Origin of the sequence: Desulfovibrio desulfuricans DSM 642 (genome assembly GCF_000420465.1) — a bacterium.
Classification (GTDB): Bacteria; Desulfobacterota; Desulfovibrionia; order Desulfovibrionales; family Desulfovibrionaceae; genus Desulfovibrio; species Desulfovibrio desulfuricans.
Genome location: NZ_ATUZ01000011.1, coordinates 257,456 through 279,963, shown reverse-complemented (window position 1 = coordinate 279,963; position 22,508 = coordinate 257,456). Strand labels below are relative to the sequence as shown.

The 22,508-nt window shown below is 60.1% G+C and carries 20 protein-coding genes and 1 tRNA gene; 3 read left to right on the top strand and 18 right to left on the bottom strand.

Annotated features, from left to right (window positions below; all coding sequences use genetic code 11):
• Positions 1–57: 57 nt before the first annotated feature.
• The 10 genes from pheT to G449_RS0102785 all read right to left on the bottom strand — a co-directional run bounded on the left by pheT (position 58) and on the right by G449_RS0102785 (position 10,002).
• On the bottom strand, positions 58–2,466 hold the full coding sequence (pheT, locus tag G449_RS0102835; protein WP_022657794.1) for a phenylalanine--tRNA ligase subunit beta: 2,409 nt from the start codon (positions 2,464–2,466) through the stop codon (positions 58–60).
• A 30-nt stretch (positions 2,467–2,496) separates the two neighbouring features.
• Positions 2,497–2,922 (bottom strand): translation initiation factor IF-2, encoded by a 426-nt coding sequence (locus tag G449_RS15685; RefSeq protein ID WP_159060415.1) that lies wholly within the window; start codon positions 2,920–2,922, stop codon positions 2,497–2,499.
• Between the two features lie 18 nt (positions 2,923–2,940).
• The gene (gene pheS / locus G449_RS0102825) at positions 2,941–3,978 is read right to left on the bottom strand and encodes a phenylalanine--tRNA ligase subunit alpha (protein ID WP_022657792.1); all 1,038 of its coding nucleotides are present in this window, start codon (positions 3,976–3,978) and stop codon (positions 2,941–2,943) included.
• A 327-nt stretch (positions 3,979–4,305) separates the two neighbouring features.
• Entirely contained in the window at positions 4,306–4,659 is a 354-nt protein-coding gene (gene rplT, locus G449_RS0102815; RefSeq protein ID WP_022657790.1) for a 50S ribosomal protein L20, read from the bottom strand.
• Between the two features lie 317 nt (positions 4,660–4,976).
• A complete protein-coding gene (rpmI, locus tag G449_RS0102810) occupies positions 4,977–5,174 on the bottom strand; it encodes a 50S ribosomal protein L35 (protein WP_022657789.1) in 198 nt (65 codons plus the stop codon).
• Positions 5,175–5,295: 121 nt separating this feature from the next.
• Positions 5,296–5,832 (bottom strand): translation initiation factor IF-3, encoded by a 537-nt coding sequence (gene infC / locus G449_RS0102805; protein WP_022657788.1) that lies wholly within the window; start codon positions 5,830–5,832, stop codon positions 5,296–5,298.
• 1 nt (position 5,833) lies between these two features.
• Positions 5,834–7,765 (bottom strand): threonine--tRNA ligase, encoded by a 1,932-nt coding sequence (gene thrS, locus G449_RS0102800; protein WP_022657787.1) that lies wholly within the window; start codon positions 7,763–7,765, stop codon positions 5,834–5,836.
• Positions 7,766–7,926: 161 nt separating this feature from the next.
• Positions 7,927–8,003: transfer RNA gene (locus G449_RS0102795), tRNA-Val, on the bottom strand.
• A gap of 185 nt (positions 8,004–8,188) precedes the next feature.
• Positions 8,189–9,556: a methylenetetrahydrofolate--tRNA-(uracil(54)-C(5))-methyltransferase (FADH(2)-oxidizing) TrmFO gene (gene trmFO, locus G449_RS0102790; protein ID WP_022657786.1), complete on the bottom strand. Its 1,368-nt coding sequence runs from the start codon at positions 9,554–9,556 to the stop codon at positions 8,189–8,191.
• A 179-nt stretch (positions 9,557–9,735) separates the two neighbouring features.
• On the bottom strand, positions 9,736–10,002 hold the full coding sequence (locus G449_RS0102785; RefSeq protein WP_022657785.1) for a CD3324 family protein: 267 nt from the start codon (positions 10,000–10,002) through the stop codon (positions 9,736–9,738).
• 296 nt (positions 10,003–10,298) lie between these two features.
• Here G449_RS0102785 and dut point away from each other — a divergent pair, with 296 nt between their 5' ends.
• The 3 genes from dut (at position 10,299) to G449_RS0102770 (ending at position 12,395) form a co-directional block, all read left to right on the top strand.
• Positions 10,299–10,769, top strand: coding sequence for a dUTP diphosphatase (gene dut, locus G449_RS0102780; protein ID WP_027180649.1), 471 nt, complete (start codon positions 10,299–10,301; stop codon positions 10,767–10,769).
• A gap of 74 nt (positions 10,770–10,843) precedes the next feature.
• Entirely contained in the window at positions 10,844–12,043 is a 1,200-nt protein-coding gene (locus tag G449_RS0102775; protein WP_022657783.1) for an aspartate aminotransferase family protein, read from the top strand.
• A 130-nt stretch (positions 12,044–12,173) separates the two neighbouring features.
• The gene (locus G449_RS0102770) at positions 12,174–12,395 is read left to right on the top strand and encodes a TraR/DksA family transcriptional regulator (protein WP_022657782.1); all 222 of its coding nucleotides are present in this window, start codon (positions 12,174–12,176) and stop codon (positions 12,393–12,395) included.
• A gap of 407 nt (positions 12,396–12,802) precedes the next feature.
• Here G449_RS0102770 and G449_RS0102765 read toward each other — a convergent pair whose 3' ends face one another.
• The 8 genes from G449_RS0102765 to yidC all read right to left on the bottom strand — a co-directional run bounded on the left by G449_RS0102765 (position 12,803) and on the right by yidC (position 22,500).
• On the bottom strand, positions 12,803–13,807 hold the full coding sequence (locus G449_RS0102765; RefSeq protein WP_022657781.1) for an inorganic phosphate transporter: 1,005 nt from the start codon (positions 13,805–13,807) through the stop codon (positions 12,803–12,805).
• Positions 13,800–14,429, bottom strand: a complete 630-nt coding sequence (locus G449_RS0102760; protein ID WP_022657780.1) for a DUF47 domain-containing protein — start codon at positions 14,427–14,429, stop codon at positions 13,800–13,802. Before G449_RS0102760 ends, G449_RS0102765 begins: the two co-directional genes overlap by 8 nt.
• A 377-nt stretch (positions 14,430–14,806) precedes the next feature.
• Positions 14,807–15,913, bottom strand: a complete 1,107-nt coding sequence (locus tag G449_RS0102755; RefSeq protein ID WP_022657779.1) for a pseudouridine synthase — start codon at positions 15,911–15,913, stop codon at positions 14,807–14,809.
• Complete coding sequence (locus G449_RS0102750; protein WP_022657778.1) at positions 15,910–17,109, bottom strand: GAK system CofD-like protein; 1,200 nt, start codon at positions 17,107–17,109, stop codon at positions 15,910–15,912. The genes G449_RS0102755 and G449_RS0102750 overlap by 4 nt, the downstream gene beginning before the upstream one ends.
• On the bottom strand, positions 17,106–17,765 hold the full coding sequence (locus G449_RS15680) for a 3'-5' exonuclease (protein WP_022657777.1): 660 nt from the start codon (positions 17,763–17,765) through the stop codon (positions 17,106–17,108). Before G449_RS15680 ends, G449_RS0102750 begins: the two co-directional genes overlap by 4 nt.
• A gap of 3 nt (positions 17,766–17,768) precedes the next feature.
• Positions 17,769–19,193 (bottom strand): tRNA uridine-5-carboxymethylaminomethyl(34) synthesis GTPase MnmE, encoded by a 1,425-nt coding sequence (mnmE, locus tag G449_RS0102740; RefSeq protein ID WP_027180648.1) that lies wholly within the window; start codon positions 19,191–19,193, stop codon positions 17,769–17,771.
• A gap of 150 nt (positions 19,194–19,343) precedes the next feature.
• The gene (locus G449_RS0102735; protein ID WP_022657775.1) at positions 19,344–20,810 is read right to left on the bottom strand and encodes a protein jag; all 1,467 of its coding nucleotides are present in this window, start codon (positions 20,808–20,810) and stop codon (positions 19,344–19,346) included.
• A gap of 40 nt (positions 20,811–20,850) precedes the next feature.
• Entirely contained in the window at positions 20,851–22,500 is a 1,650-nt protein-coding gene (gene yidC, locus G449_RS0102730) for a membrane protein insertase YidC (protein ID WP_022657774.1), read from the bottom strand.
• Positions 22,501–22,508 lie beyond the last annotated feature (8 nt).

Sequence of the window (22,508 nt, the reverse complement as noted above, 5' to 3'; positions counted from 1 at the left end):
TCTGAAAATGTGCCGGAATTGCGCAGGCCCGAAAAAGCCGGGCCTGCGCACACTGTGTTAAATTTTCACGCCCAGAGCGCTTACAAGCGACTGTGCCACCTTCTCCCGCTCCTTGTCCACTTCCGTATCCTTGAGAGTACGCTCCGCATGGCGGAAGGTGAGCCGGAAGGTCAGGTTGCGCACGGGCTCCCCGCCCTGCTCCGTCTTGGGTTCAAAGCAGTCCACCAGGGCCACGTCGTCCAGCAGGGCCAGTTTGAGCCCCTGCACGTGAGCAGTGATGTCGGCCACCTTGAGGCCCGGCCCGGTGGTCACGGTAATGTCGCGCCGCACCGGCGGATACACCGGCAGGGGCGCAAAGCGCACCGTAGCGGCATCGTGCAGTTCGCGCAGGATGTCGAGGTTCATTTCAGCCAGCCACACGTCCTTGCGGGCGTGATATTCGTCGGCCATGGCGGGCTTGACCCGACCCATGAAGCCCACGGCGCGGCCATTCACAAAGACGTTCACGCAGGGCAGCAAGAAGGCATGCTCCTGAGCCAGTTCATAGCTGGGCACCCCAAGATGCAGATAGTGCAGCAGGTTTTCCACCACGCCCTTGAGGTCGGCATAATCCATGTCGCCCTCAGCCTGAGGCCAGGCCGTGTCGTAGCGCGCGCCGTACAGGAGCACGCCCAGCATGCCCGTTTCGCGGGCGGTGGTTTCAGAAGCGGCGTCAGCTTCAAAAATATTGGCAAGTTCAAACAGCCGCAGACCCTGCGCTCCCTGGGCGAGGTTGTTGCGCAGATCATACATGAGGCCGGGGGCCAGGGCGGTGCGCAGGGCATCCTGCTCCGCCGAGAGCGGGTTCATGATGGAAATGCGGCCCTCGCGCGGCATGGCAAGGTGATCCATGTCCTTGTGGCCCACAAAGCTGTAGTTCACGGCTTCGTTGAGGCCAAGGCCAGCGCCCCAGTGCTTGAGGCGCGACCAGAATCCGTAGCGCGATTCCGGCTCGCCTGCGCGGTCGAGGTTGCGGGCAATGGCGGGCAGCACGGGGGCAATGGTATCCAGCCCGTGCACGCGGCCCACTTCTTCGATCAGATCAGCTTCACGGGTGAGGTCGGGCCGCCAGGAGGGCTGGCTGACGCGCCACACGGGGCTGCTTTCGCCCTTGTCCACATTGCAGCCCATGCCGGTGAGCACCTTTTCGTCAAAGTCCGCGCCAAGCTGCACACCCAGCAGGGAATCGGCCCGCGCCGGGCGGAATTCAATGCTGGCCGCCTTGAAGGGACGGGGTTCGTTGATGGAAAGGCCGCGCTGCACGCGCCCGCCGCTGACGGCGGCCATCATGGCGCAGGCGCGATCAAGCGCCCACACGGTGCGCTGCTGGTCGATGCCGCGCTCAAAGCGGTAGGACGCTTCGGACGAGAGGCCCAGACGGCGCGATGTTTTGCGGATGGTGGCGGGCTTGAAGACCGCGCTTTCCAGAAACACATTGGTGCTGGTATCGGAAATTTCGCTGTTCAGGCCGCCCATAACGCCAGCAAGAGCCACGGCGCGAGCGCCGTCGCGGATGCAGAGGTCGGCTGCGGTAAGCGCGCGTTCCTGCCCGTCAAGGGTAGTGAAGGTATCGCCTTCCTGCGCGCGGCGCACCACGATGCGGCCGCCTTCCAGCTTGTCCATGTCAAAGGAGTGCAAGGGCTGACCGTATTCAAACAGAATATAGTTGGTCACGTCCACGATATTGGAAATGGGGCGCACACCCACGGCATGCAGGCGGTGACGCAGGCGCATGGGCGAAGGCCCGATCTTGACGCCCGTGATGACGCGGCCGGAATACAGCCAGCAGAGCTCGGGATCGTCAATATCAATGGGCACCAGCACTTCTGCGCCGGAGTCCAGCTCCAGCGGCAGTTCGGGGATGGAGAGCGGCAGGTTGCAGGCCAGGGCGGTTTCGCGCGCAAGGCCAAGAACCGAAAGGCAGTCGGCACGGTTGGGCGTGATGGAAATATCCAGCACTTCGCGGTCAAGCTCGAGCTGCTCCACCAGAGGTTTGCCCACCACAAAGCTTCCGGGCAGCACCATAATGCCGGTGTGGTCTTCGGTCAGGCCCAGTTCGCGCTCGGAGCAGATCATGCCAAAAGAAGGCGCTCCGCGCAGCTTGGCCTTTTTGATCACCATGCCGTCGGGCATCTTGGTGCCCACCAGGGCCACAGGCACTTTCTGGCCTGCAGCAACGTTGGGTGCGCCGCAAACGATATCAAGCAGCTCGCCCTGCCCTGCGTCCACCTTGCAGACGTGCAGATGGTCGGATTCCGGATGATTGTCGCACGAAACCACATGCCCCACCACAATGGAGCTTATGGCATCGTAGGGCCGGCTGATGTCTTCCAGCTCAAGGCCGAGCATGGTCAGGCGGTCGCCCAGCGCCTCAGCCGTTCCTTCATACGGAGTAAATTCACGCAGCCATGAAAGTGAGAGCAGCATAGTTCGTCCTGTTTCCGCGCCTTGGCGTGGTTATTTGAAACTCCAGGCAGGAGTCTGATTTTGCGGATCGGGCAGTGGGCGCTCGTAGCGCTCGCTCTGGCCCGCGCCCACACCGTAGGCCCCGGGTCTGGGGCGCTTGGGAGCGGGTTTTTCTTCCGGCTGGCGGTCGTCAATGGTGTTGCCGTAAGCGTCCGTATAGCCCATGCCGCCCTCTGCCGTGCGCCCTGCGTTCTTGCTGGGCAAGGTCTCGATGCGCTTGGGTTCGCCCGGGGCATCCATGCCCGAATGGCGCGGGGTATAGGCTGAGGCGGCCTGAGCTTCATCCGCCGTCAGCCAGCACGGGCTGCCGGGCAACAGGGATGCCGCCGCCAACAGGCCCAGCAATACAAGACACACGGGCAGGGCCGTGAGGCGGCCTGCGCGCATGCGGGCATTGCTGCAATCTATAGGGCTCATGACGCTGGGCATAGTGTCCTACCGGGCAAACTGGCCAAGGAAGCGCACGTCGTTTTCAAAAAACATCCGCAGATCGCCAATGCCGTACTTGAGCATGGTCACGCGTTCCACGCCCATGCCAAAGGCAAAGCCGCTGACGTCCGCAGGATAGCCCACGGCTTCAAACACGGCAGGATCGACCATGCCGCAACCAAGGATTTCAACCCAGCCCGTGGTTTTGCACACGCGGCAGGGCGCATCGCCAATGTGGCCCTTGCCGCCGCACATGCAGCAGGAGATGTCCACTTCTGCCGAAGGCTCGGTAAAGGGGAAGAAGCTGGGGCGGAAACGCACCTGGGTTTCAGCGCCAAAAACAGCGCGCACAAAGGCTGTGAGCGTGCCGCGCAGATGGGCCATGCTGATGCCCTCGCCCACCATGAGGCCTTCGATCTGATGGAACATGGGGGTATGGGTGAGGTCGCTGTCGCGCCGGTACACCTTGCCGGGGGCAATGACGGCCAGAGGAGGCTTGCGCGCCAGCATGGTGCGGGCCTGCACGGGCGAGGTGTGCGTACGCATGAGCACCTTTTCGGTGACATACAGGGTATCCTGCATGTCGCGGGCCGGGTGCTCGGGCGGCATGTTCAGGGCTTCAAAATTGTAGTAGTCGATTTCCACTTCCGGACCGGAAGCCACGTCAAAGCCCAGCCCCTGAAAAATCTGGCAGATTTCTTCCGTCACCAAGGTGGTGGGATGCAGGCTGCCGCGCCAGGGCGCGCGACCAGGAACGGAAGGATCGAAACGGCGCAGGGCTTCGGCCTCGCGCCCGGCCTCAAGAACGGCCTTGCGGGCTTCAAACAGGGCGTTGCAGCGTTCTTTGACGCTGTTGGCAGTCTGGCCCACGGCGGGGCGCTCTGCCGGGGCCAACGAGGGCAACTGGGCCATGATCTGGGCTATGCGGCCCTTGCGGCCCAGAACATCCACGCGCAAAGCCTCAAGGGCATCCAACGAAGAAGCCTGGCCCAGACCTTTTTCAAGTTCGGGAACCAGGCTTTCCAGTGCAGAAATCAGATCCATAGCGGATATCCCAATGCCGCGCGGCGCGGCTTTTTGTTAAGGGAGACGCAGAAAAACGGGAATGACGGCAGCCGCTTGCGGCTTGGCCTGACGGCCCTGCCCTGCGGAACATCCTGCCATTTCTGCGATCTGCGCATCCTCACGGCATGAATTCGCCCTGCCCGCCGGGCAATCCCCGGCGATACAAAAAATCAAGGCGCAGACGGCGCTTGTGCACCGCCCGCGCCTTATACCATGCAAGGCCCCGCTCCCGCAAGCCGCGCTGCGCTTTAAAAGCCGCAGGCGTCGCTGCCAGGAGGTCTCCCTCCGGCGCGGGGAGCACCGCTCTTAATTCAGAGCGGCCTTGGCCAGATCGACAATCTTGGCGAAGTCGTCCTTGTGATACACGGCAAGGTCAGCCAGAACCTTGCGGTTCAGTTCAATGCCAGCCAGCTTGAGGCCGTGCATGAAACGGCTGTAGGAAAGACCGCTCAGACGCGCGCCGGCGTTGATGCGGAGAATCCACAGAGTGCGGAAATCGCGTTTCCTCAGCTTGCGGCCCACATAGGAATACTGCATCGAGCGTTCCACAGCCTCGCGCGCGGTGCGGTACAGACGGCTGCGACCACCACGAAAACCCTTGGCTGCGTTCAAATATTTTTTATGACGACGATGACTTGCAAGACCTCTCTTCACACGCATATGCGTTGCCTCCTTCTCCCAACTAGGCGGAGGAATGCCCGTTGGGGAGCGTAAAAAACTTCAGGCTCTCGAATGAGAGACGCGGATTGAACGTCAGTCGCGGCTCCGCATGCGCCGCCGATGCCGTAGCATCGCGCTGAATTACTTTTTCCCGTCAGAATTTGCCTTTTGCACTGCAGCTCACGCTGCAATTTGCGCAGGATTTTTACTTGCGGACAAGAAAGCCAAGCGGCGCGCCGAAGCGGAGCATAGCTGTCTATGTGACCGAGGCGCGCCCGCGTAGGCTGCCGCAGTCAGCAAGCAAAAAGACAAGCAAATTAGCCGTTGGGCAGCATCCGGCGCACAGCCTTTTCATTGGTCTGATCCACCAGGGTGGACTGACCCAAACGCATTTTGCGGCTGGCGGCCTTCTTGGTCAGGATGTGGCGCAAGTTCTGGCGGCGACGCTTGAACTTGCCGCTGCCGGTCTGCGAAAAACGCTTGGCGGCGGAACGCCGGGTTTTGATCTTGGGCATGGCGTACTCCTTAAAAACGTATACACTCGGACGCCGTTTTACGGGCGCACCGAGGGAAGGGCATAATGCCCCAAAGCACCGAACCACGCAAGGGGAAATTCACATCCCCCGCACAGACGGTCTACGACTGCTTTTTGGGCACCAGCATCATCTGCAAGGTGCGGCCTTCGGCGCGGGCTTCCTGATCAACCTTGGCGATATCGGCAAGGTCTTGCACAACCCGTTCAAGAATGGCCATGCCGCGATCTTTATGCACAATTTCGCGGCCCCTGAAAAACACCGTAATCTTACAGCGGTCACCCTCTTCAAGAAAACGGCGAATGTGGCGGACCTTGGTTTCGTAATCATGGTCATCGGTTTTGGGACGAACCTTGATTTCCTTAATCTGCACCACGGCCTGCCGCTTTTTGGCTTCCTGCTTCTTTTTCTGCTGTTCGTACTTGAACTTGCCGTAGTCCATTATGCGACAAACGGGCGGTTCAGAAGTGGAAGCCACTTCCACAAGATCCATGCCGGCTTCTTTGGCCCGGTCAATAGCATCGTTGCGTTGCAGAATTCCAAGCTGCTCGCCATCGGCGGCGATCACGCGCACTTCACGGGCGCGGATCATCTCGTTGCGACGCACGCCGTCCTGCGGCATGTCGCGACGGAATCTCATATTAGGCGAAGCTATAGCGCATCCCTCCTTGTTTGAAAGGCTCTTCGGCATCCGTCCGGATCAGCGCGGCGATTTCCGCTACGGATTTGAGCCCCATATTGTCCCCATTGCGCAGGCGCACATTGGCGCCGCCCGCCTGCACTTCTTTTTCCCCCACCACCAGAATATACGGAACCTTGGCCAGTTGCGCCTCGCGCACCTTGAAGCCCAGTTTCTCGTTGCGGGTATCGGCGGTGGCGCGAATGCCCATCGCCTTGAGTTCTTCGCACATTTTGAGGGTGGCTTCATCGCCCGCTTCCGTCACGGTAAGCAGACGGGCCTGCTCGGGCGCAAGCCATGTGGGCAGTGCACCGGCAAAGTTCTCAACGAGAATGCCGATGAACCGCTCAAGCGACCCCATGATAGCCCGGTGCACCATGACCGGGCGGTGCTTTTCGCCGTCCTGCCCCACATAGGTGAGGTCAAAACGCTCCGGCAGGGTAAAATCAACCTGTATCGTTGAGCATTGCCATTCACGGCCAATGCAGTCAAGCAGTCGCACGTCAATTTTGGGGCCGTAAAACGCGCCGTCGCCCTCATTGATCTCGTAGGGCAGTCCGGCCTTTTCCACAGCCTTGGTGAGCGCGTTGGTGGCAAGCTCCCACGCTTCATCGGTGCCGATGCTGCTCTCGGGCCGGGTGGAAACGGCAACCTTGTACTGGAAGCCGAAGAGATTCATGAGGTCGCGGATAAGATGGATGACCTCAAGAATTTCGCCCTCAAGCTGCTCGGGCGCGCACAGGATATGCGCATCGTCCTGCGTGAACTGGCGCACGCGCAACAGCCCGTGCAGCACGCCGCTCTTTTCGTGGCGGTGCACCACGCCCAGTTCAAAATAGCGCTGGGGCAGATCGCGGTAGCTGTGCAACTCGTTGCCGTAAATGAGCATATGCGAGATGCAGTTCATGGGCTTGACGCCGTAGGCGTCTTCCTCGATCTGCGTAAAATACATATTCTCACGGTAGTGGTCGTAGTGGCCGGATTTCTGCCACGTTTCCACGCGCAGCAACTGCGGCCCCTGCACGATTTCGTACCCGCGCTTGAGATGCTCGCGCCGCCAGAAGTCTTCAAGAATGGTACGCACCATCATGCCTCTGGGCAACCAGAAGACCATGCCGGGGGCCACATCTTCCTTGAAGGTGAAGAGTTTCAGATCGCGCCCAAGCTTGCGGTGGTCGCGGCGCTTGGCTTCTTCAAGCTGCTTCAGGTAGGCGTCCAAAGCCTTCTGGTCGGCAAAGGCAGTACCGTAAATGCGCGAAAGCATGCGGTTCTTTTCATCACCGCGCCAATAGGCCCCGGCCACGCTCATGAGTTTTGCCGCTTTGGCAAAACCCGTGTGCGGCACGTGGGGGCCACGGCACAGATCCGTAAAATCACCGCAGGTATAGAGCGACACAGTGTCGGCATCGATGCTTTCAATCAGCTCAACCTTGTAGGCTTCGCCCATATTGCGGAATACTTCAACAGCTTCCGCCTTGGGCAACACCTTGCAGGTGAAGGGTTCGCGCGCATCGGCAATACGCTGCATTTCCGCTTCGATAGCGGGGAAATCTTCGCTGGAAAAGGGCTTTTCCACGTCAAAGTCGTAGTAAAATCCGGTGTCGATGGAGGGGCCAATAGTGACCTTGGCAGTGGGGAAGAGACGCTTGACCGCCGCCGCCATGACGTGGGCGGTGGAATGGCGGATCATCTGCAGCCCCTCGGGCGAGTCGGCGTACACGGGCGTAAGCTCGGCGCAGCCGGCAGGCAGGGGTGCGGAAAGATCCAGCAGAGCGCCATTATCGGCGCGCGCGGCCACAGCCGCCTTGAACTTTTTGCCGCTCAAGGCTTTTTGCAGGACAGAAGCAACGGAGTCACCGGCTTCCACCATCTGCCCTTCCACACGGACTTCCATGAAAAGCTCCTTACAAAAAACCCGGAGGCACATAAAACAAAGTGGGGAGGTAAACCTCCCCACTGCGCCGAATCCGGTCTTCGGGTCGCATCAAGCGACCTGTGCTATGGGCGGGGCCAAGGCCTTCCGCCGTTTAGGGGAACTATCCCCGAAGAGTCATTTGGTAGGAACGAACAGACTTGAACTGTTGACCCCTTCCGTGTCAAGGAAGTGCTCTAGCCACCTGAGCTACGCTCCTACATGAGGCAAGCGGTTATATAGCTACTCCCCATGCCGCCGTCAACACTTTTTTGACACATTGCCGCAATTTATCTCTGAAACCCTGATAGATGCGCCATGTGCCTGCGTGTGTGCAGCCGGAGAAATCATTGCAACCACGTGCATCAAATATCATTACAAAAAACGCGAGCCTCTGCAAGCATCTTAAATAGCGCCTGCCTCGCGCTGCGCCGCAATCCATTCGCCGAATGTTTCCTGCGCGCGGGTGGAATACAGGGCTTTGCGATCTTTTTTGCGCGCCCTTTCGCCCAGTTCCGGCACAAGGCCGAAGTGCGCGTTGGAGGGCTGAAAATGCTTTACCGGCGTGCGCAGATGATTGAGCAGCCCGCCGAGGGCGCTTTCCACCGGCGGATGCGGCAGTTCCAGACCACGTGCGCGGGCATTGAGCAGCAGGGCCAGCCACAGGCCGCTGGCGGCTGATTCCACATAGCCCTCCACCCCTGTGATCTGCCCGGCCAAGTACACGCCGGGCCGCGCCCGCAGCGACAAATCCGGGGCCAGCACATCAGGCGCGTTCACATAGGTATTGCGGTGCATGCTGCCAAAGCGCGCAAACTCCGCATTTTCCATGCCCGGCACCAGCCGGAACACGCGCACCTGCTCGCCCTGGGTCAGTTTGGTCTGGCAGCCCACAAGGTTGCAGGTTTCGCTGTTGGCCTTTTCTGCCCGCAGTTGCAGAATGGCCCAGGGTCTGCGCCCTGTACGCGGGTCCACAAATCCTACAGGTTTGAGGGGGCCGAAGGTCAGGGTGCGGGGGCCGCGCTCGGCCAAAGCCTCCACAGGCATGCAGCCTTCAAAATGCTTTTCCTGCTCAAATTCGTGGGCAGAGACTTTTTGCGCTTCCAGCAGGGCCGCATAAAAAACATCGTATTCGTCGCGGCTCATGGGGCAGTTGAGATAGTCGCCCTCACCATCGGCCTCGCCGTTTTCCTGACCATAGCGGGAGGCGCGGAACACCACATCCATATTAAGGGAGTGCGTCCACACAATGGGCGCGATGGCATCATAAAAATAGCAGTGGGTTGCGCCCACTGCTTCTGCCAGTGAGGCGGAAAGGCCCTCGGAGGCCATGGGCCCGGCAGCCAGCACAACTGCCCTGCCCTCGCCCGTAAAGGGCGCGAGCACCGGGTCATCCAGCGATGCAGCCTGATGTTCCACAAGCGTAATATTGGCCTGCGCCGCCACTCGTTCGGTCATGGCGCGGGCAAAAGCCTCGCGGTCAACAGCCAGAGCCTTGCCAGCGGGCACGCGGTGGGCATCGGCCAGTTCCATAAAATCACTGCCCAGGGCGCGCATTTCGGCCTTGAGCAGGCCCACGCCGGATGTGAGTTCATCTGACCGCAGGGAGTTGGAGCATACAAGCTCGGCCAGATGCTCGCTGATATGGGCAGCCGACCTGTGGCCCGGCTTTTGTTCAAACAGGGTTACGGAGTGACCAGCGCGGGCCAGATGCAGGGCGCATTCGCACCCGGCGAGGCCGCCGCCCACTACGGCTATGGACATAATCTGCATATATTCTCCTTGCCGCGCAGCTTGAAAGAAATCCCGCCTGATGGCAAGCCCGCCCGCTTCTTACCCAACAAAAAGCGCCCCGACACGTCAGGGCGCTGAAGGCAAACAAATACATTCCTGCGAGCATGACCACAACAGCCGGAACAATCCTGTGCAGCTGCCGCCAGTCTCGGTTGACCTCAGTTCAAGGCCGCAAGAATTTTGTAAACCGCTTTTTCGGAAAGAAAATACCGTTCCGCCAGTTGCGCAACAGACCAGCCCGCCTTGCGCCGCGCAGCCATCTCGGTGTTTCTGGCAGCACGGAAGGCACGGTTGGGGGCGGTTTCTCCCCAGTGTTTTCTGTTTTCTTCCTTGCGGGGAATGTACAGGTATTCCCCGTCAACATATTCCTGTATGGCCCGCAACAGGTGTTGCGGCAGAACTTTAGTCGCTTTTTTATAGCCCATAATGCTTCCTCCCGATGAAATGTCAGGACGGAGCAAGGGCTATTGCCTAAACAATCAAGCTGTTATGCAATAGCCCCTGCTATGCATAACGGGCAGAATCCTGGTAAGTGTACATCCAATAATCCTGTTGAGTGTTGATAATAGATTTTCTGTATACACAGCAAAATGCCAAGTCAACAGGGTTGCGCCCCAATCAGGCTCTTGCCCCCAACGAAAAGCTGCGCTAGTAACAATCGATGCGCGATGACCACTCACAGCAGCACACCGCCGAAAAGGCAAACGACCTCCACGAGGGCATGGCCCCCGTGGACATTGCGTTTGTGCGCCCCGGCGCGCGTGAACTCTATGCCCAGGGGCAGGACGATTTTCTTGCTCCTGCCACCAGCCAGTCGGCAGGCATGGATCTGCGCGCCTGCCTTGATACGCCCGAAACGGTTATTCCCGCCGGGGGCAGGCTCAAGGTAAGCACGGGCATCAGTGTGCAGCCCCGCGCGGCTGGCATTGCCGGTTTTGTTTACTCGCGCAGCGGCCTTGGCGCGCGCGATGGCATCACCGTCGCCCAGGGCGTCGGCATCATCGACCCGGACTATACCGGGGAAATTCTGGTGTTCCTTCTGAACACCTCCGGCCAGGAGCGCCGCATCCAGAACGGCGAGCGCGTGGCCCAGCTCATCTTTCAGCCCTTTGTGCGACCGCGATGGCGTGAAGTTACGGAACTGTCTGCCACAGAGCGCGGTTCCGGCGGTTTCGGTCACACCGGGCGCTGATACTCTGCGCTGGCAACCGCCAGCGACTTTCATCCATTCCACCATTCATACGTTCACCGAGAAGGAGTTTGTCCATGTCACAAGCCTTTGCCGCCGTGAAAGCCGGGGAAGAGAGCCTGCTCTGCCGTTCCTACAGCCGTTACCCGCTGGCTATCGTGCGAGGCAAGGGCGCGCGACTCTGGGATGTGGACGGCAAGGAATATGTCGATCTGCTGGCGGGCATTGCCGTAACGGCCCTTGGCCACTGCAATGATGAAATCTGCGCCGCCCTTGAGGCCCAGTCGCACAAGCTCTGGCACGTGAGCAACCTGTTTTATCAGGAAGAACAGCTTGAACTGGCGAGGCTGCTGCTCTCAACGAGCCACCACAGCAAGGCCTTTTTCTGCAACTCCGGTGCAGAAGCCAACGAGGCCTGCATAAAGCTGGCGCGCCGCTACATGCGCAGCGTGAAAAAGCGCGATGCCTACGAAATCATCACCCTTGAGGGCTGCTTTCATGGCCGCACGCTTGGGTCACTGGCCGCCACTGGGCGCGAAAGCCTGAGCAATGGTTTTACCCCCCTGCCCGAGGGCTTCAAGCAGGTCCCGGCCAACGACCTTGCAGCGATGGAAGCCGCCATCACCCCCGCCACCGCCGCTGTGCTGGTTGAAGTGGTGCAGGGCGAAGGCGGCATTGTGCCCCTGCCCGCAGACTATCTGCACGGTGTTGAGGCCCTGTGCCGCAAGCACGACATTCTCTTTATGTGTGATGAAGTGCAGGCGGGCCTGTGCCGTACCGGCAAGTTCTGGGCCTTCCAGACCTGCGGTCTCACGCCCGACATCATCAGCATGGCCAAATCGCTCGCCAACGGCCTGCCCATGGGCGCCATGCTGGCAACGGACGAAGTTGCGCAGGGCTTTGAGGCGGGCAGCCACGCCACCACCTTTGGCGGCGGCGCGCTTGTTTCCGCTGTGGCGGCCAAGACGGTTGAAATCATGCTGCGCGACAAGCTGGCAGACCGCGCCAGCACGTTGGGCGAACACATGAAGGCCCAGCTGGCCGCACTCCAACAGCGCGTTCCCGGCAAAATCCGCGAAGTGCGCGGCATTGGCCTCATGCTGGGCATTGAGCTGACCGTTTCAGGCAAGGATGTGTGGGAAGAACTGCTGCGCCGGGGCTTCATATGCAATCTGAGCCACGGCATCACCCTGCGCCTCCTGCCGCCCCTGAACATTGAGCAGGCGGATCTGGACAGCTTTGTGACCACGCTTGAAGACATTTTGAAGGCTTTTTAAAAAAATCGACCTGTCCGGGTCTTTACAGAAGCACGATTGTACACTACATAGTGCTCCCTGAAAATATTCTGCAAAAATTACGGCAACCCCGCTCTGCGGGGTTGCCGCTTGCTTTACACAAGGAGTACTCATGGACGTTTTTGATCAGGCTACCGAGCTGGAGCGCCTTGACCGCGAATCAGCCCTCTTGCGGGCCCGTGCCGCTGTAGATCGCGGCGGCCCGGAATGGATCAACGGCGTAGCCTGTTGCCGTGAATGCGGCGACCCCATCCCCGCCAAGCGCCTTGAAGCCCTACCCGGTGTTGGCCTGTGCCGCGCCTGCCAGGAAGAACGCGAAGGCAGCCGCGACTAGCCCGCTCAGGGTTGCCCTTGCGGCCTGCCGCTGGCGTACCTTGTGCTGCAAGGACTGCGGCTCCGACATCCCCCGGCGATATCTGCATGTGCAGCGCGCCCGCACACAGGCGAGCGCGCACTGATTGCGCTCGGCTTTTGATCCTGCCAGCGTGACGGCACCATTTGCGCGCAATTTTCTCCCCCCCTGCAAGCCCTTCCATCTCCGCAATCATTGCGGCATGCCCCGGACATTCTTGTTCTGACCAGAACTTGATGCTCACTGGCTATCAGGCAGCCAAGTGGGTATGGCGCTGTGAATCCCCTGAAACGAAAAGCCCTGTCCCGGCAGATCGCGGGGACAGGGCTTTTGAATGGTCTCTCTCGCAAGGCGGGCCGCCAGGCCAGCGCAATGCGTGCCAAATCCGGTCAGTTCCAGATAAAATGCAGCAGCCAGTAGGAAACAAACCCCACGCCTGCCGCAGCGGGCAAGGTGAGCACCCATGCGGTCACCAGATTTGCGGCCACATTCCAGCGCACTGCTGAAAGCCTTTTGGAAGACCCCACACCAAAAATGCAGGCGGATATGGTGTGCGTGGTGCTGACCGGGGCACCCATGAGGGATGCACCGGTGATGACCAGGGCGGCGGAGCTTTCCGCAGCAAAGCCGTGCACCGGCTCCAGCTTGAAAATACGGTGCCCCATGGTTTTAACAATCTTCCAGCCGCCTACTGCGGTGCCAAGGGCCATGGCCCCGGCGCAGGAAAGCTTGACCCACAGGGGCACTTCCACGGTGTCGATCTTGCCAAAAATCATCAGGGCCAGGGTGACGATGCCCATGGTCTTCTGCGCATCGTTGAGGCCGTGGCTGGTGGCCATAAGCGCGGCTGACAGCAGTTGCAGACGCCGGAACGAGGCATTGACCTTACGACGGTGTATATTCCCGCATATCCAGTAAATGATCCACATGCAGCAAAAACCCATTGCGTAGCCAGCCAGGGGCGAGGCCACAAGGGGCACCAGCACCTTGTCCCAGATGCCCTTGGCGTTCAGTGCGCTGAAGCCCGCATCTGCCACAGCAGCGCCGATAAGCCCGCCAATCAGGGCGTGGGACGACGATGAAGGGATGCCGAAATACCAGGTTATGCAGTTCCAGGTGATGGCCCCCACCAGGGCGGCCAGCACGAGCACATGGCTGCCCTCCACCACCTGCGGCAAAACAATGCCGCTGCCCAGTGTTTTTGCCACTTCAGTACCAAGCAGCGCCCCGCCCAGATTGAGCAGGGCCGCAGCGCCCACCGCAAAACGCGGCGTCACCACCTTGGTGGAAACCACTGTGGCAATGGCGTTGGCGCAGTCGTGCGCGCCATTGGTGAAGTCGAACACCAGGGCCACCAGCACAATGAGCGCCAGCAGCACGGGGATATCAAACATTTTTCAGCACCGCTTCTTCAATGGTTTCCGCCAGAGCATTGACCTGCTCAAGCAGGATATTCATACGCTCGTAGGCCTGACTCCACTTGAGCACCCGCATGAGCGCCTTGCTAGTCAATTCCTGATGCTCGTCCATCAGTTCCGCCAGGCCCACGGCCAGCACCATATCGCATTCGCTGCGCAGGCCGCGAAAAGCACGGGTCTTGTGGCAGTCGCGCCGATTGGCGAGGCCAGCAAGCATCTCATAGGTCAACTCAAGCATGGCGCTGATGGTGCGCGCCATCTGCAAGGCGGGAAAACGGATTGAGGCAAATTCAAAAATATGCAGCCGCGTACTCAGGCTGTGCAGGCAGTCCATGCACTCTTCCTGTTCCTGATTGATGCGCAGGATATCTTCGCGGTCAATGGGCGTGATAAACGTCTGGGAAAGCGCCCGGATGATCTTGCTGTGCAGCAGGTCGGCCTCTTCTTCCAGAAAGGCGATTTCCTTGTGCACGTGATCCATGTTGGAAACGTCTTCCAGCATGTTTACCAGCAGGGCGGACATGCGGCGCAGCAGATCATTCTGCTCGTTGAGCATGGCAAAAAACGGAGCGGATTTGGGCAGTAGAGCAGGAAACATCCTTTCTCCTTGAACTGGTTGCAAGCGCTGAGCGCCACGAATGGTAGCTGTTTGCGCAGGTTTTGCCGGGGCATGCAGCTTCCGGGGGCGAGCAGTGCATCACTTCGCCAACCCGTTTGACCTCTTCCGTTTATACCGGGCAGAACTTTGTGCCAAGAGAAAACAGGGCGTCAAATTAAACTTTTCAATGAGCAAAAAAGAACTCAAATCATAGCGGTATGTTATGAGGTCATTCTTTTGCGCATTTCCGCGGCTGACGCGACTTTTCGCGGGAAAATTCCGCTCTAGATTGAGCGCACAATCTATAATACGGCGCTGTTTGGCGCGCAATACTTTGCTACGTGAACTTGAGGAAAAACAACCAGCCCGAGAAAAGCTCAGTCGACAGATGTCAGCCATTCCAAAACTTGCCGGGCAACAGCTTCCGGCAAAAAAGACCAGGGGGGCGGCATGACGCAGTTTGTCCCCGGCAGCAGCAGGCAGCCGTGGTGCAGATAGAACGTGCCGTGGGATGCTTGAGCTTCAGCTTTGGGATCTTTGTCTGCGTAGAGGGGGTCGTTCCACAGGGGGTGCCCCACAGCGGCGGCATGCGCACGGATTTGGTGGCGCGCGCCACGCCGGATGCGGCACCCGGCCAGGGTCAGCCCGGCACGGTGGAACTGTGGATCCATTGTGAGGGCGAGTTGCGGCAGGTCGTCCCCTTCAAAATAATGCAGGGGCGTAAAATTCGTCCAGCGTGTGCAGCCGGCATCGCGATCAAGCACACGGCTTTTGCTGCGCTTGTCCGTGCGCAGGGCAAAAGTCACGGTAAAATCTTCTTCCAGCCGCCCGGCCAAAAGCGCAACATAACGCTTTTCACAGCGTCCAGCCGCCTCGGCCAATCGGAAAGTCTTGGCCGCCTGCGGGGAAAGCGCCGCGCACACAATGCCAGAAGTGCCGTGATCAAGGCGCTGCATCAACTGAGGGGGCACAGCCTCCGCACTCATATCCGCACCATCTTGAGGGCCAGCCTCAGTGCAGCCCTGCCCTGCCAGCAACTGCGGCAGCATGCTCTCCAGGCTAGGCATGTTGCCGCCTGTTAATGCGGCAGTGTGCAAACCCACGGGCTTGTAAAAAAAGCAGAACTCGCCCTGCCGCTCCAAAAGCCTGGGCAAAGCTTCAAAATTCGCATCTGCGGGGCATGCGTCAGTATCGGCCGCGTCAACAACGGCGTTCTGGGTCTGCTGGTCATCGGTCGGCGCATCCGCCAGCGAAACTACATCGCCTTTACGCAAACGTTGCGCTGCCTTGCAGGAGCGCCCATTGACGAGCACCTGCCCACTTTCAATGCTGCGCTTGCGCCCCCGCAGGCCCATCTGCGGCAGCAGCAAGGTCAGGGCATAGTCCAGCCTCTGGCCGATCATGTCGGCACCGGAGGCTTCAAACTGTTTTGCAGTCGCTTGCTGCGCCTCGATGCAAGATACGGGGGGAGTTTCATTGCTCACAGGGTCACCGAACTGCCGGGAACAAGCTCCAGCAGGGCTTTGGCGGTTAATTCCGGCACATGGCGCTGCGGATCATTTTCGTAGACCATGTGTTTTTCTACCAGCCGCACACCCAGTTGGGCGAGGGCGTCACGTTCACCAGCATCAAGCCCGCCCTCGTAGCGGCCATTACGGGCATCAACCAGCACGGTCTGCAACAGGGCCTCGGCGGGGGCGTCGGGGGCGTCTTCACGCAGATGGCGCAAGATCATGGCTGTCTGCCCGGCCACGGTCAGGCCGTGCAGTTCTGCGTCTGTTCCGGTATTGGGAATAAAAATTTTCGGACACTCTACGGCAGCCACTGCACGGCCCACATTCTGCGGCAACAAGTTGGCAAGCACGCTGGTGTAAAAACTGCCCATGGGGTAGCAAATGGCCGCCGCCGAGCGCAGATAGGCCACCGAGGCTGGTGCAAGTGGCGGACGGCAAGGGGTTTGCAACTTTTCTACCTGCTCGGCTCCCCGGTCAGGCTCGTGCACGGTGAGGAACAACCGCCGCACTGCACCGCTAAGATTTTTAAAGCGATGCTGCCCCACTACAAGGGAGCCGTCTTCCAGCTCCGCCGCCAGATGCAGGCTTTCGCTCACAATGGGCAGTACCACGCCACGCGTTTGCAGCAAGCGGCTGAGAAAGGCCATGACCGGGCCAAACACCCGTTTGTGGTGCAGGTAGCCCCCTGCCAGAATCAGATTGCCCAGGCAGGCGCGGAAGGGGTCGAAATCTTCGGGCATGCGTTGCAGAAAAAAATTGAGATGCAGGCGCAAGGCATCTGCAAACAGCGGCGGCATAGCGGCCCATGCGGGATGCGCCTCGCTGCCCATGGTGCGCAACTGTTGGCGCAGTTCGTGCGGATCGTTGCATTCCGCCGACTGTTCCGGGAGCCTGCTGGCGCAAAATTCCATCACCGGGGCGGGCACAACCGCGCTGTCGGCCAGAGCCAGCAGACGATTACGGATGTCGCCCACGGCAGGCATGGCAAAGCTGCGGCGCAGGGCCGCAGAACTACCGCCGGAATCAAAGGGCGTGACGAGATGAACGGAGTTGTGGGTGTACTGGATCAGTTCACGGCTCAGATCGCGCAGAGCCGTGCCGCCCGTAAAAAAAACCAGTCTGGGGCCAAGCGGAGGAAAGCAGAACAGCGAAGCACTTTCGCTCACACGGCGCTCCCCGCTGCCAGGGCATCGCCGTCCGGCGCAACCTCACAGGCGCTGCGACAGGAGGGAATGAGCCCCATTTCGCACATGCGCAAAAAAATCAGCCGCCCGATCCAGGCATCGGTGGCGGCGTAGGCAATCTGACGCGGGGTCAGTTCCATGAGGCTCCAGTTTGAACACTGCGAGCCCTTGGAAATACGCCAGCCAAAAAAATTGGCCGCAAGGGTGCGCAAACCCTGACTGGGCAGTTTGTGCGCGCGTGCCACACCGCCAAGATCCACCAGCCCCGCTGGCTCAAAGTCGTGCAGGCGGCCAAGGTCACGCATATCATCGCGGATGCCCACACCAGCCTTGACCTGATCGGGGTTTGCCAGAATTTCGACCACATGGGGCCCGAACGGCAAAAAGGCCAACTGCACCAGATACACGGCATTGGCCGTGGCAAGCTGGATCAAAGCCGGAAAATTGCGGCGTCCCTTGCGAAAGGAAGGCCGTGTTTCCGTATCAAACCCTAGCAGGTCTTCAGATCGCAGATCCGGCAGCGCGTTTTTCCAGTCCTCCAGTGTGCGAATAACCTGCACAGGCCCCTCGTAATGAAAAAGGGGCATGGCGTTGATTTCCTCGCAACTCAACCTGCGGCGCAAAACGTCCATATCCATAGGTTACTTACCAATGCAGAATTGGGCAAATATGCTGTTAAGCACTTCAGCCGGGCTGGAAAGCCCGGTCACTTCCCCCAGATGAGCGGCGGCCATATCGAGTCTGACCGCGCAACAATCGTAAGGCTGCCCTGCAACAACATCAGCACGCAGCCCTTCAAGTTCTTTCAAAGCCTTTTCCAGCGCCATGGATTGCCTTGCGTTGGGCGCAAGGCCGTCTTCCGGCGCGGTATCCGAACCGCCCCCAAGCAGCACAGATCGCAACATGGTTGCAAGCTCTTCGACATATGTATCGGAAAGTGCGCTCACTGCGCAACAGGTTCGCGCACCAATCCAGCGGGGGGGGAACACTTTTGGCATGCAAATGTCACATTTGTTCCACACCACGAGCAGGGGCGTATCACCCACAGAGTCAAGAACCTCGCGGGCCGCAGGGTCCGGGCAGACCTCTGCCGCTGCACCTTCCTCGCCCAGCAGGCCGCCATCAAGCACAAGAACAACAAGGTCAGCCTGCGAAACTTTTTCGCGGCTGCGCGTTACGCCAAGCTGCTCAACGGTTTCTTCAGCCTGCCGCAGGCCTGCTGTGTCTGTCAGGCGTACGGGCAGACCGTCAAGATTGCATGTTTCTTCCAGAAAATCACGCGTTGTGCCGGGGATATCGGTCACAAGTGCGCGCTCGCGCCCTAGCAGCGCATTGAGAAGGCTGGACTTGCCAGCATTCACCGCGCCAGCCAGCACCACGACAGCGCCCTGTTGCACGATCTGGGCCCGTCTGCTCCCGGCCAGCAGCCGCCGCACAGCCAGCATGACCCTGTCGAGAACTTCACAGAGCGCGGCTGGCTCCATGCCTTCAACTTCTTCGTCAGGAAAATCCACGGCAAGGCACATCTGGGCACGCAGCATTTCCAGTTCTTCGCGCAGCTCGGCAGTGCGCCGACCAAGAACGCCTTCAAGACGGTTGAGTCCGTAGCGCAGGGCCTCGCGCGAGGGGGCGGCTATAAGCTCGGCCACGGCTTCGGCCTGGCTCAGATCCATACGCCCGTTGACAAAGGCGCGGCGCGAAAATTCGCCGCGCTCAGCCTGCCGCGCCCCGTGGCGCAGCGCGCTTTCAAGCACGGCCTGCACCAGAAAAGGGCCGCCATGACTGTGAATCTCGGCTACATCTTCGCCAGTAAAGGTACGCGGCCCAGGCATAAAAACAGCCAGGGCATCATCGAGCGCCTCGCCGTTCCAGTCCAGCACGCGGCCCCGGTGTAAAAGCCAGGGATGGAAATTTTCCACCTGCGCTGAAAGGGGCAGAAACATGCGGGCAAGAACTTCCTTGGCCCGAGGGCCAGAAAGGCGCACGATGCCAATCCCCCCGGCACCGGGAGGGGTTGCAATGGCGGCGATGGTGTCGCCACGTTCTGTCTGCACTGCTGTATCCATATCCTGCCCTGTGTTTGCGCGGCTTCGCCAACGCGTGTTGCCGGAGATCTGCGCCCAGTCGGGCTGTTTCTCCGGCAACGTAACAAGCACCTTCAAGACCCTGCTGGCCCCGCTTGCGGTATGAGCGCGCATCTGCCAGTGAGGCTGAAGCTAGGCGCGTTCTCCCTTTCTGCGCATGATGACCACGCGTTTCATGGGGCCATCGCCCGTGCTGCGGGTCTGCACGTCAACGGCCTCTTGCAGGCACACGTGCACAATACGCCGATGGTACGAAGAAAGCGGCCGTGTGGAGTAGGAGCGCCCGCTCTGGCGCACCTTGTCTGCAAGAGCCAACGCCATTTCGCGCAGTTTTTCATCCTGACGGCGGCGGTATTCTCCGGCGTCAAGCTGCACCCGCACGGCTGCGTTCATGCCGCGCGATACAATGCGCGATATCATGTATTGCAGGGCGGCAAGGGTCTGCCCCTCGCGGCCTATCAGAAGACCGGAGTCTTCATCGCAATCAATGCCCACATAAACTCTGCCACCGCCGATCTTGACGGTGATGCCCACGCCGTCCCCAGTGATGGGCCGGATGAGCTTGCGCACGGTTTCATCCACAAGGGCTTCAAGCTTTGCGGCGTCAAGCTGCTCCAGAGGAGTAACCGGCAAACCCTCGCCTGCGGCTTCAAAATCATCTTCCAGTCCATCAACCGGCGCGTCAGGGCGCGGTGCGCGCTCTGGGCGGTGATTCTCGCGCTGGGCGGGACGGGCCTCTGCCCTGCCGTTGCCCCTGCTGTCGGGGCGGTTGTCTGAACGATTGTCAGGCCGGTTGTCCGACCGGGAATCATTGCGCCGCCCTCTGGCTTCACGCGCAGGGGCCTCGGCGGGATTGACCGCCTCCGCGCCTTCGCCGCCTTCGGCATTTCTGCCTGTGCGGTCGCGGCCCCGGTCGTTTCTGGAATTTCTGCCGGAAGGCTTGGCGCCATTTCTGTCAGGCTTGCCGTTACGCTCGCCCCGGCGGTCAAAAGGCCGATCAGCGGGTTTATCCAGCACATTGCCATTAATGGCGGCGTCCAGATCTTCTTCACTCTCAAAGGCGTCCAGAGACTGCGGCTTGCGGTTGCGGCCACGGTTGCGCCTGTCATCCTGCTGGTTACGTCTGTCGTCTTGTTGATTGCGCTGAGGCCGGGCCTCCTGCTGGCGGTCACGCCCATCGGCCCGGTCCTTTTCGGCCTGAACCTCCGGAGCGTTGGGAGCAGCGGGAGCCTTGGGGGCTGCCGGGGCAGAAGATTCAGGAGCAGGCGTAGGCGCTTGCTCCTGCCGGTTGCCGCCGTTTTTGCGCTGCTCCGCAGACCCGGAATTCTCACTCGCTGATGCGGGCTGCCCGGCAGACGGCGCAGGGGCCGAAGCCCCCTCGCCGTTCTTTCTGCCCAGAATGCTTTCCATCGTTTCGCGCAGCTGCACGCGCCTGGCCCGAACCTTGGCCTTGCGCGCCCCCACGATGCCGAATATGCCGGACTTGGCGTCCTGCACTATTTCAATCTCGAGCTTTTCACGCGCTGTGTTGAAGTAGCCGCAGGCTTCCTCTATGGCGCTGTCGAGATCCTTTCCCTGGAATTCTTTAAACCCTTCCATACGAACCCCTTGCTGTGTCACGCGAACCCGCCGGGGCGGCCTACTTCGCTGCGGATGTAGAGAACTTCTTCGCCATCATCCTCTGCTGCGCAATGGACAGGATGTTGTTGACCAGCCAGTACACCACGAGGCCCGAGGGGAAGCTCAGGAACATGGCGGTGAAGATCAGCGGCAGGAACATCATGATCTTCTGCTGGGTGGGGTCAGTGGCCGGGGGGCTCATTTTCTGCTGGATGAACATGGTCAGGCCCATGACGATGGGCGTGATGTAGAACGGGTCTTTAGCCGAAAGGTCAGCCAGCCAGATGATGTCAGTGCCGGGCAGATAGGAGATAAAAGGCGCGTGACGCAACTCGATGGACGTGAGCAGAGCCTGATACAGGCCAAAGAACACGGGCATCTGGATGAGAATGGGCACACAGCCGCTGGCCGGGTTGACCCCGTAGGTCTTATAGAGCGCCATGACTTCCTTGTTCATGAGCTCCTTGTTGTCCTTGTGCTTCTCGCGGATAGCCACCATGTGCGGCTGAAGCTTCTTCATCTTTTCCATGGAGGCGTAGCTCTTGGCCGTAAGGGGCCAGAACAGGGCCTTGATAAGAACCGTCAGCAAAATGATGGCCACGCCCCAGTTGTTCACGTACTTCTGGAAAAATTCAAGCAGCCACAGCAAGCCCTTGGCGATCACATGGAACATGCCGAGGTCAATACTCTTGGCAAGCTGGTCAGAAACAGCGGCAAGCTTGGCGCGTTCCTTGGGGCCAACCCAGTAAGAAACCGTAAGTTCGCGCTCCTGGCCGGGGCCGAGCATCACTTCAGGTTCTTCAACGGCAGCGCGGAACACGTTCTGCTGCATGCGGCCCTTGACGGTCACGTTGCTCGTGTCGCCGGGCAGCACCGCAGCAAGAAAATAGGTGCTCATGGTGCCAGCCCAGTAAATCTTGCCAGCAACCTGCGCACCTGTAGTTTCAAGCGTTTTGGGCGAAGATTCTTCGCCAAGGCTTCCATCGTTGTCCCAGGCAAGGCGCATGGCATCATAACGGTCGCCTGCGGCATTGCTGGCATCGGCGGCCACAGTGTAGCTGACTCGAACGCTGCGGGCCTGATCCGTGGTGTTCACCACACGGATTTTTTCGCGGATAAGATAGGTATCGGAGCTGAAGGTCATTTCGCGGATAACGCGCAGGCTGTCCACCTCGCCGTCAAAGCGCAGCACGCCCTGCTGACCGGCACCGATATTCAGGCCATTTTCATTGCCTTCCACAGACCACTGGCCTGTGCTCCACGAGGGCTGGCTGTTCACCACAAGGCCCAGCGGGGCAACTGCGGCGGTCTTGGGGTCAACAAGGTTGACCAGCGGGGAATCCACCGCAAGACCGGTCTGATACTGCTTGAGCTTGAAGGAACGCAGCGCGCCGCCGCCAGTGTGGAAAACGGCTTCATAAAGGGGGGAGTTGACCGTGAGGTCGCGGCCCGGGGCGGGCGTGAATACGGGCATGGCCTGTTGCGCGGTTGCGGCGACCTGCTGGGCCTGTTGCTGCTGTGCAGCCTGCTGCTGCTCCTGCTGTTGCTGGGCAACAATGGCCGGATCAGGCTTGCGGACCCAGCCCATGTACTCGGACACGTAACTCCAGCCCACAATAACGACGAGGCACAAAAGTATGGCGATGATCAGATTTTTTCCGTCTTGCATGAGGGCGT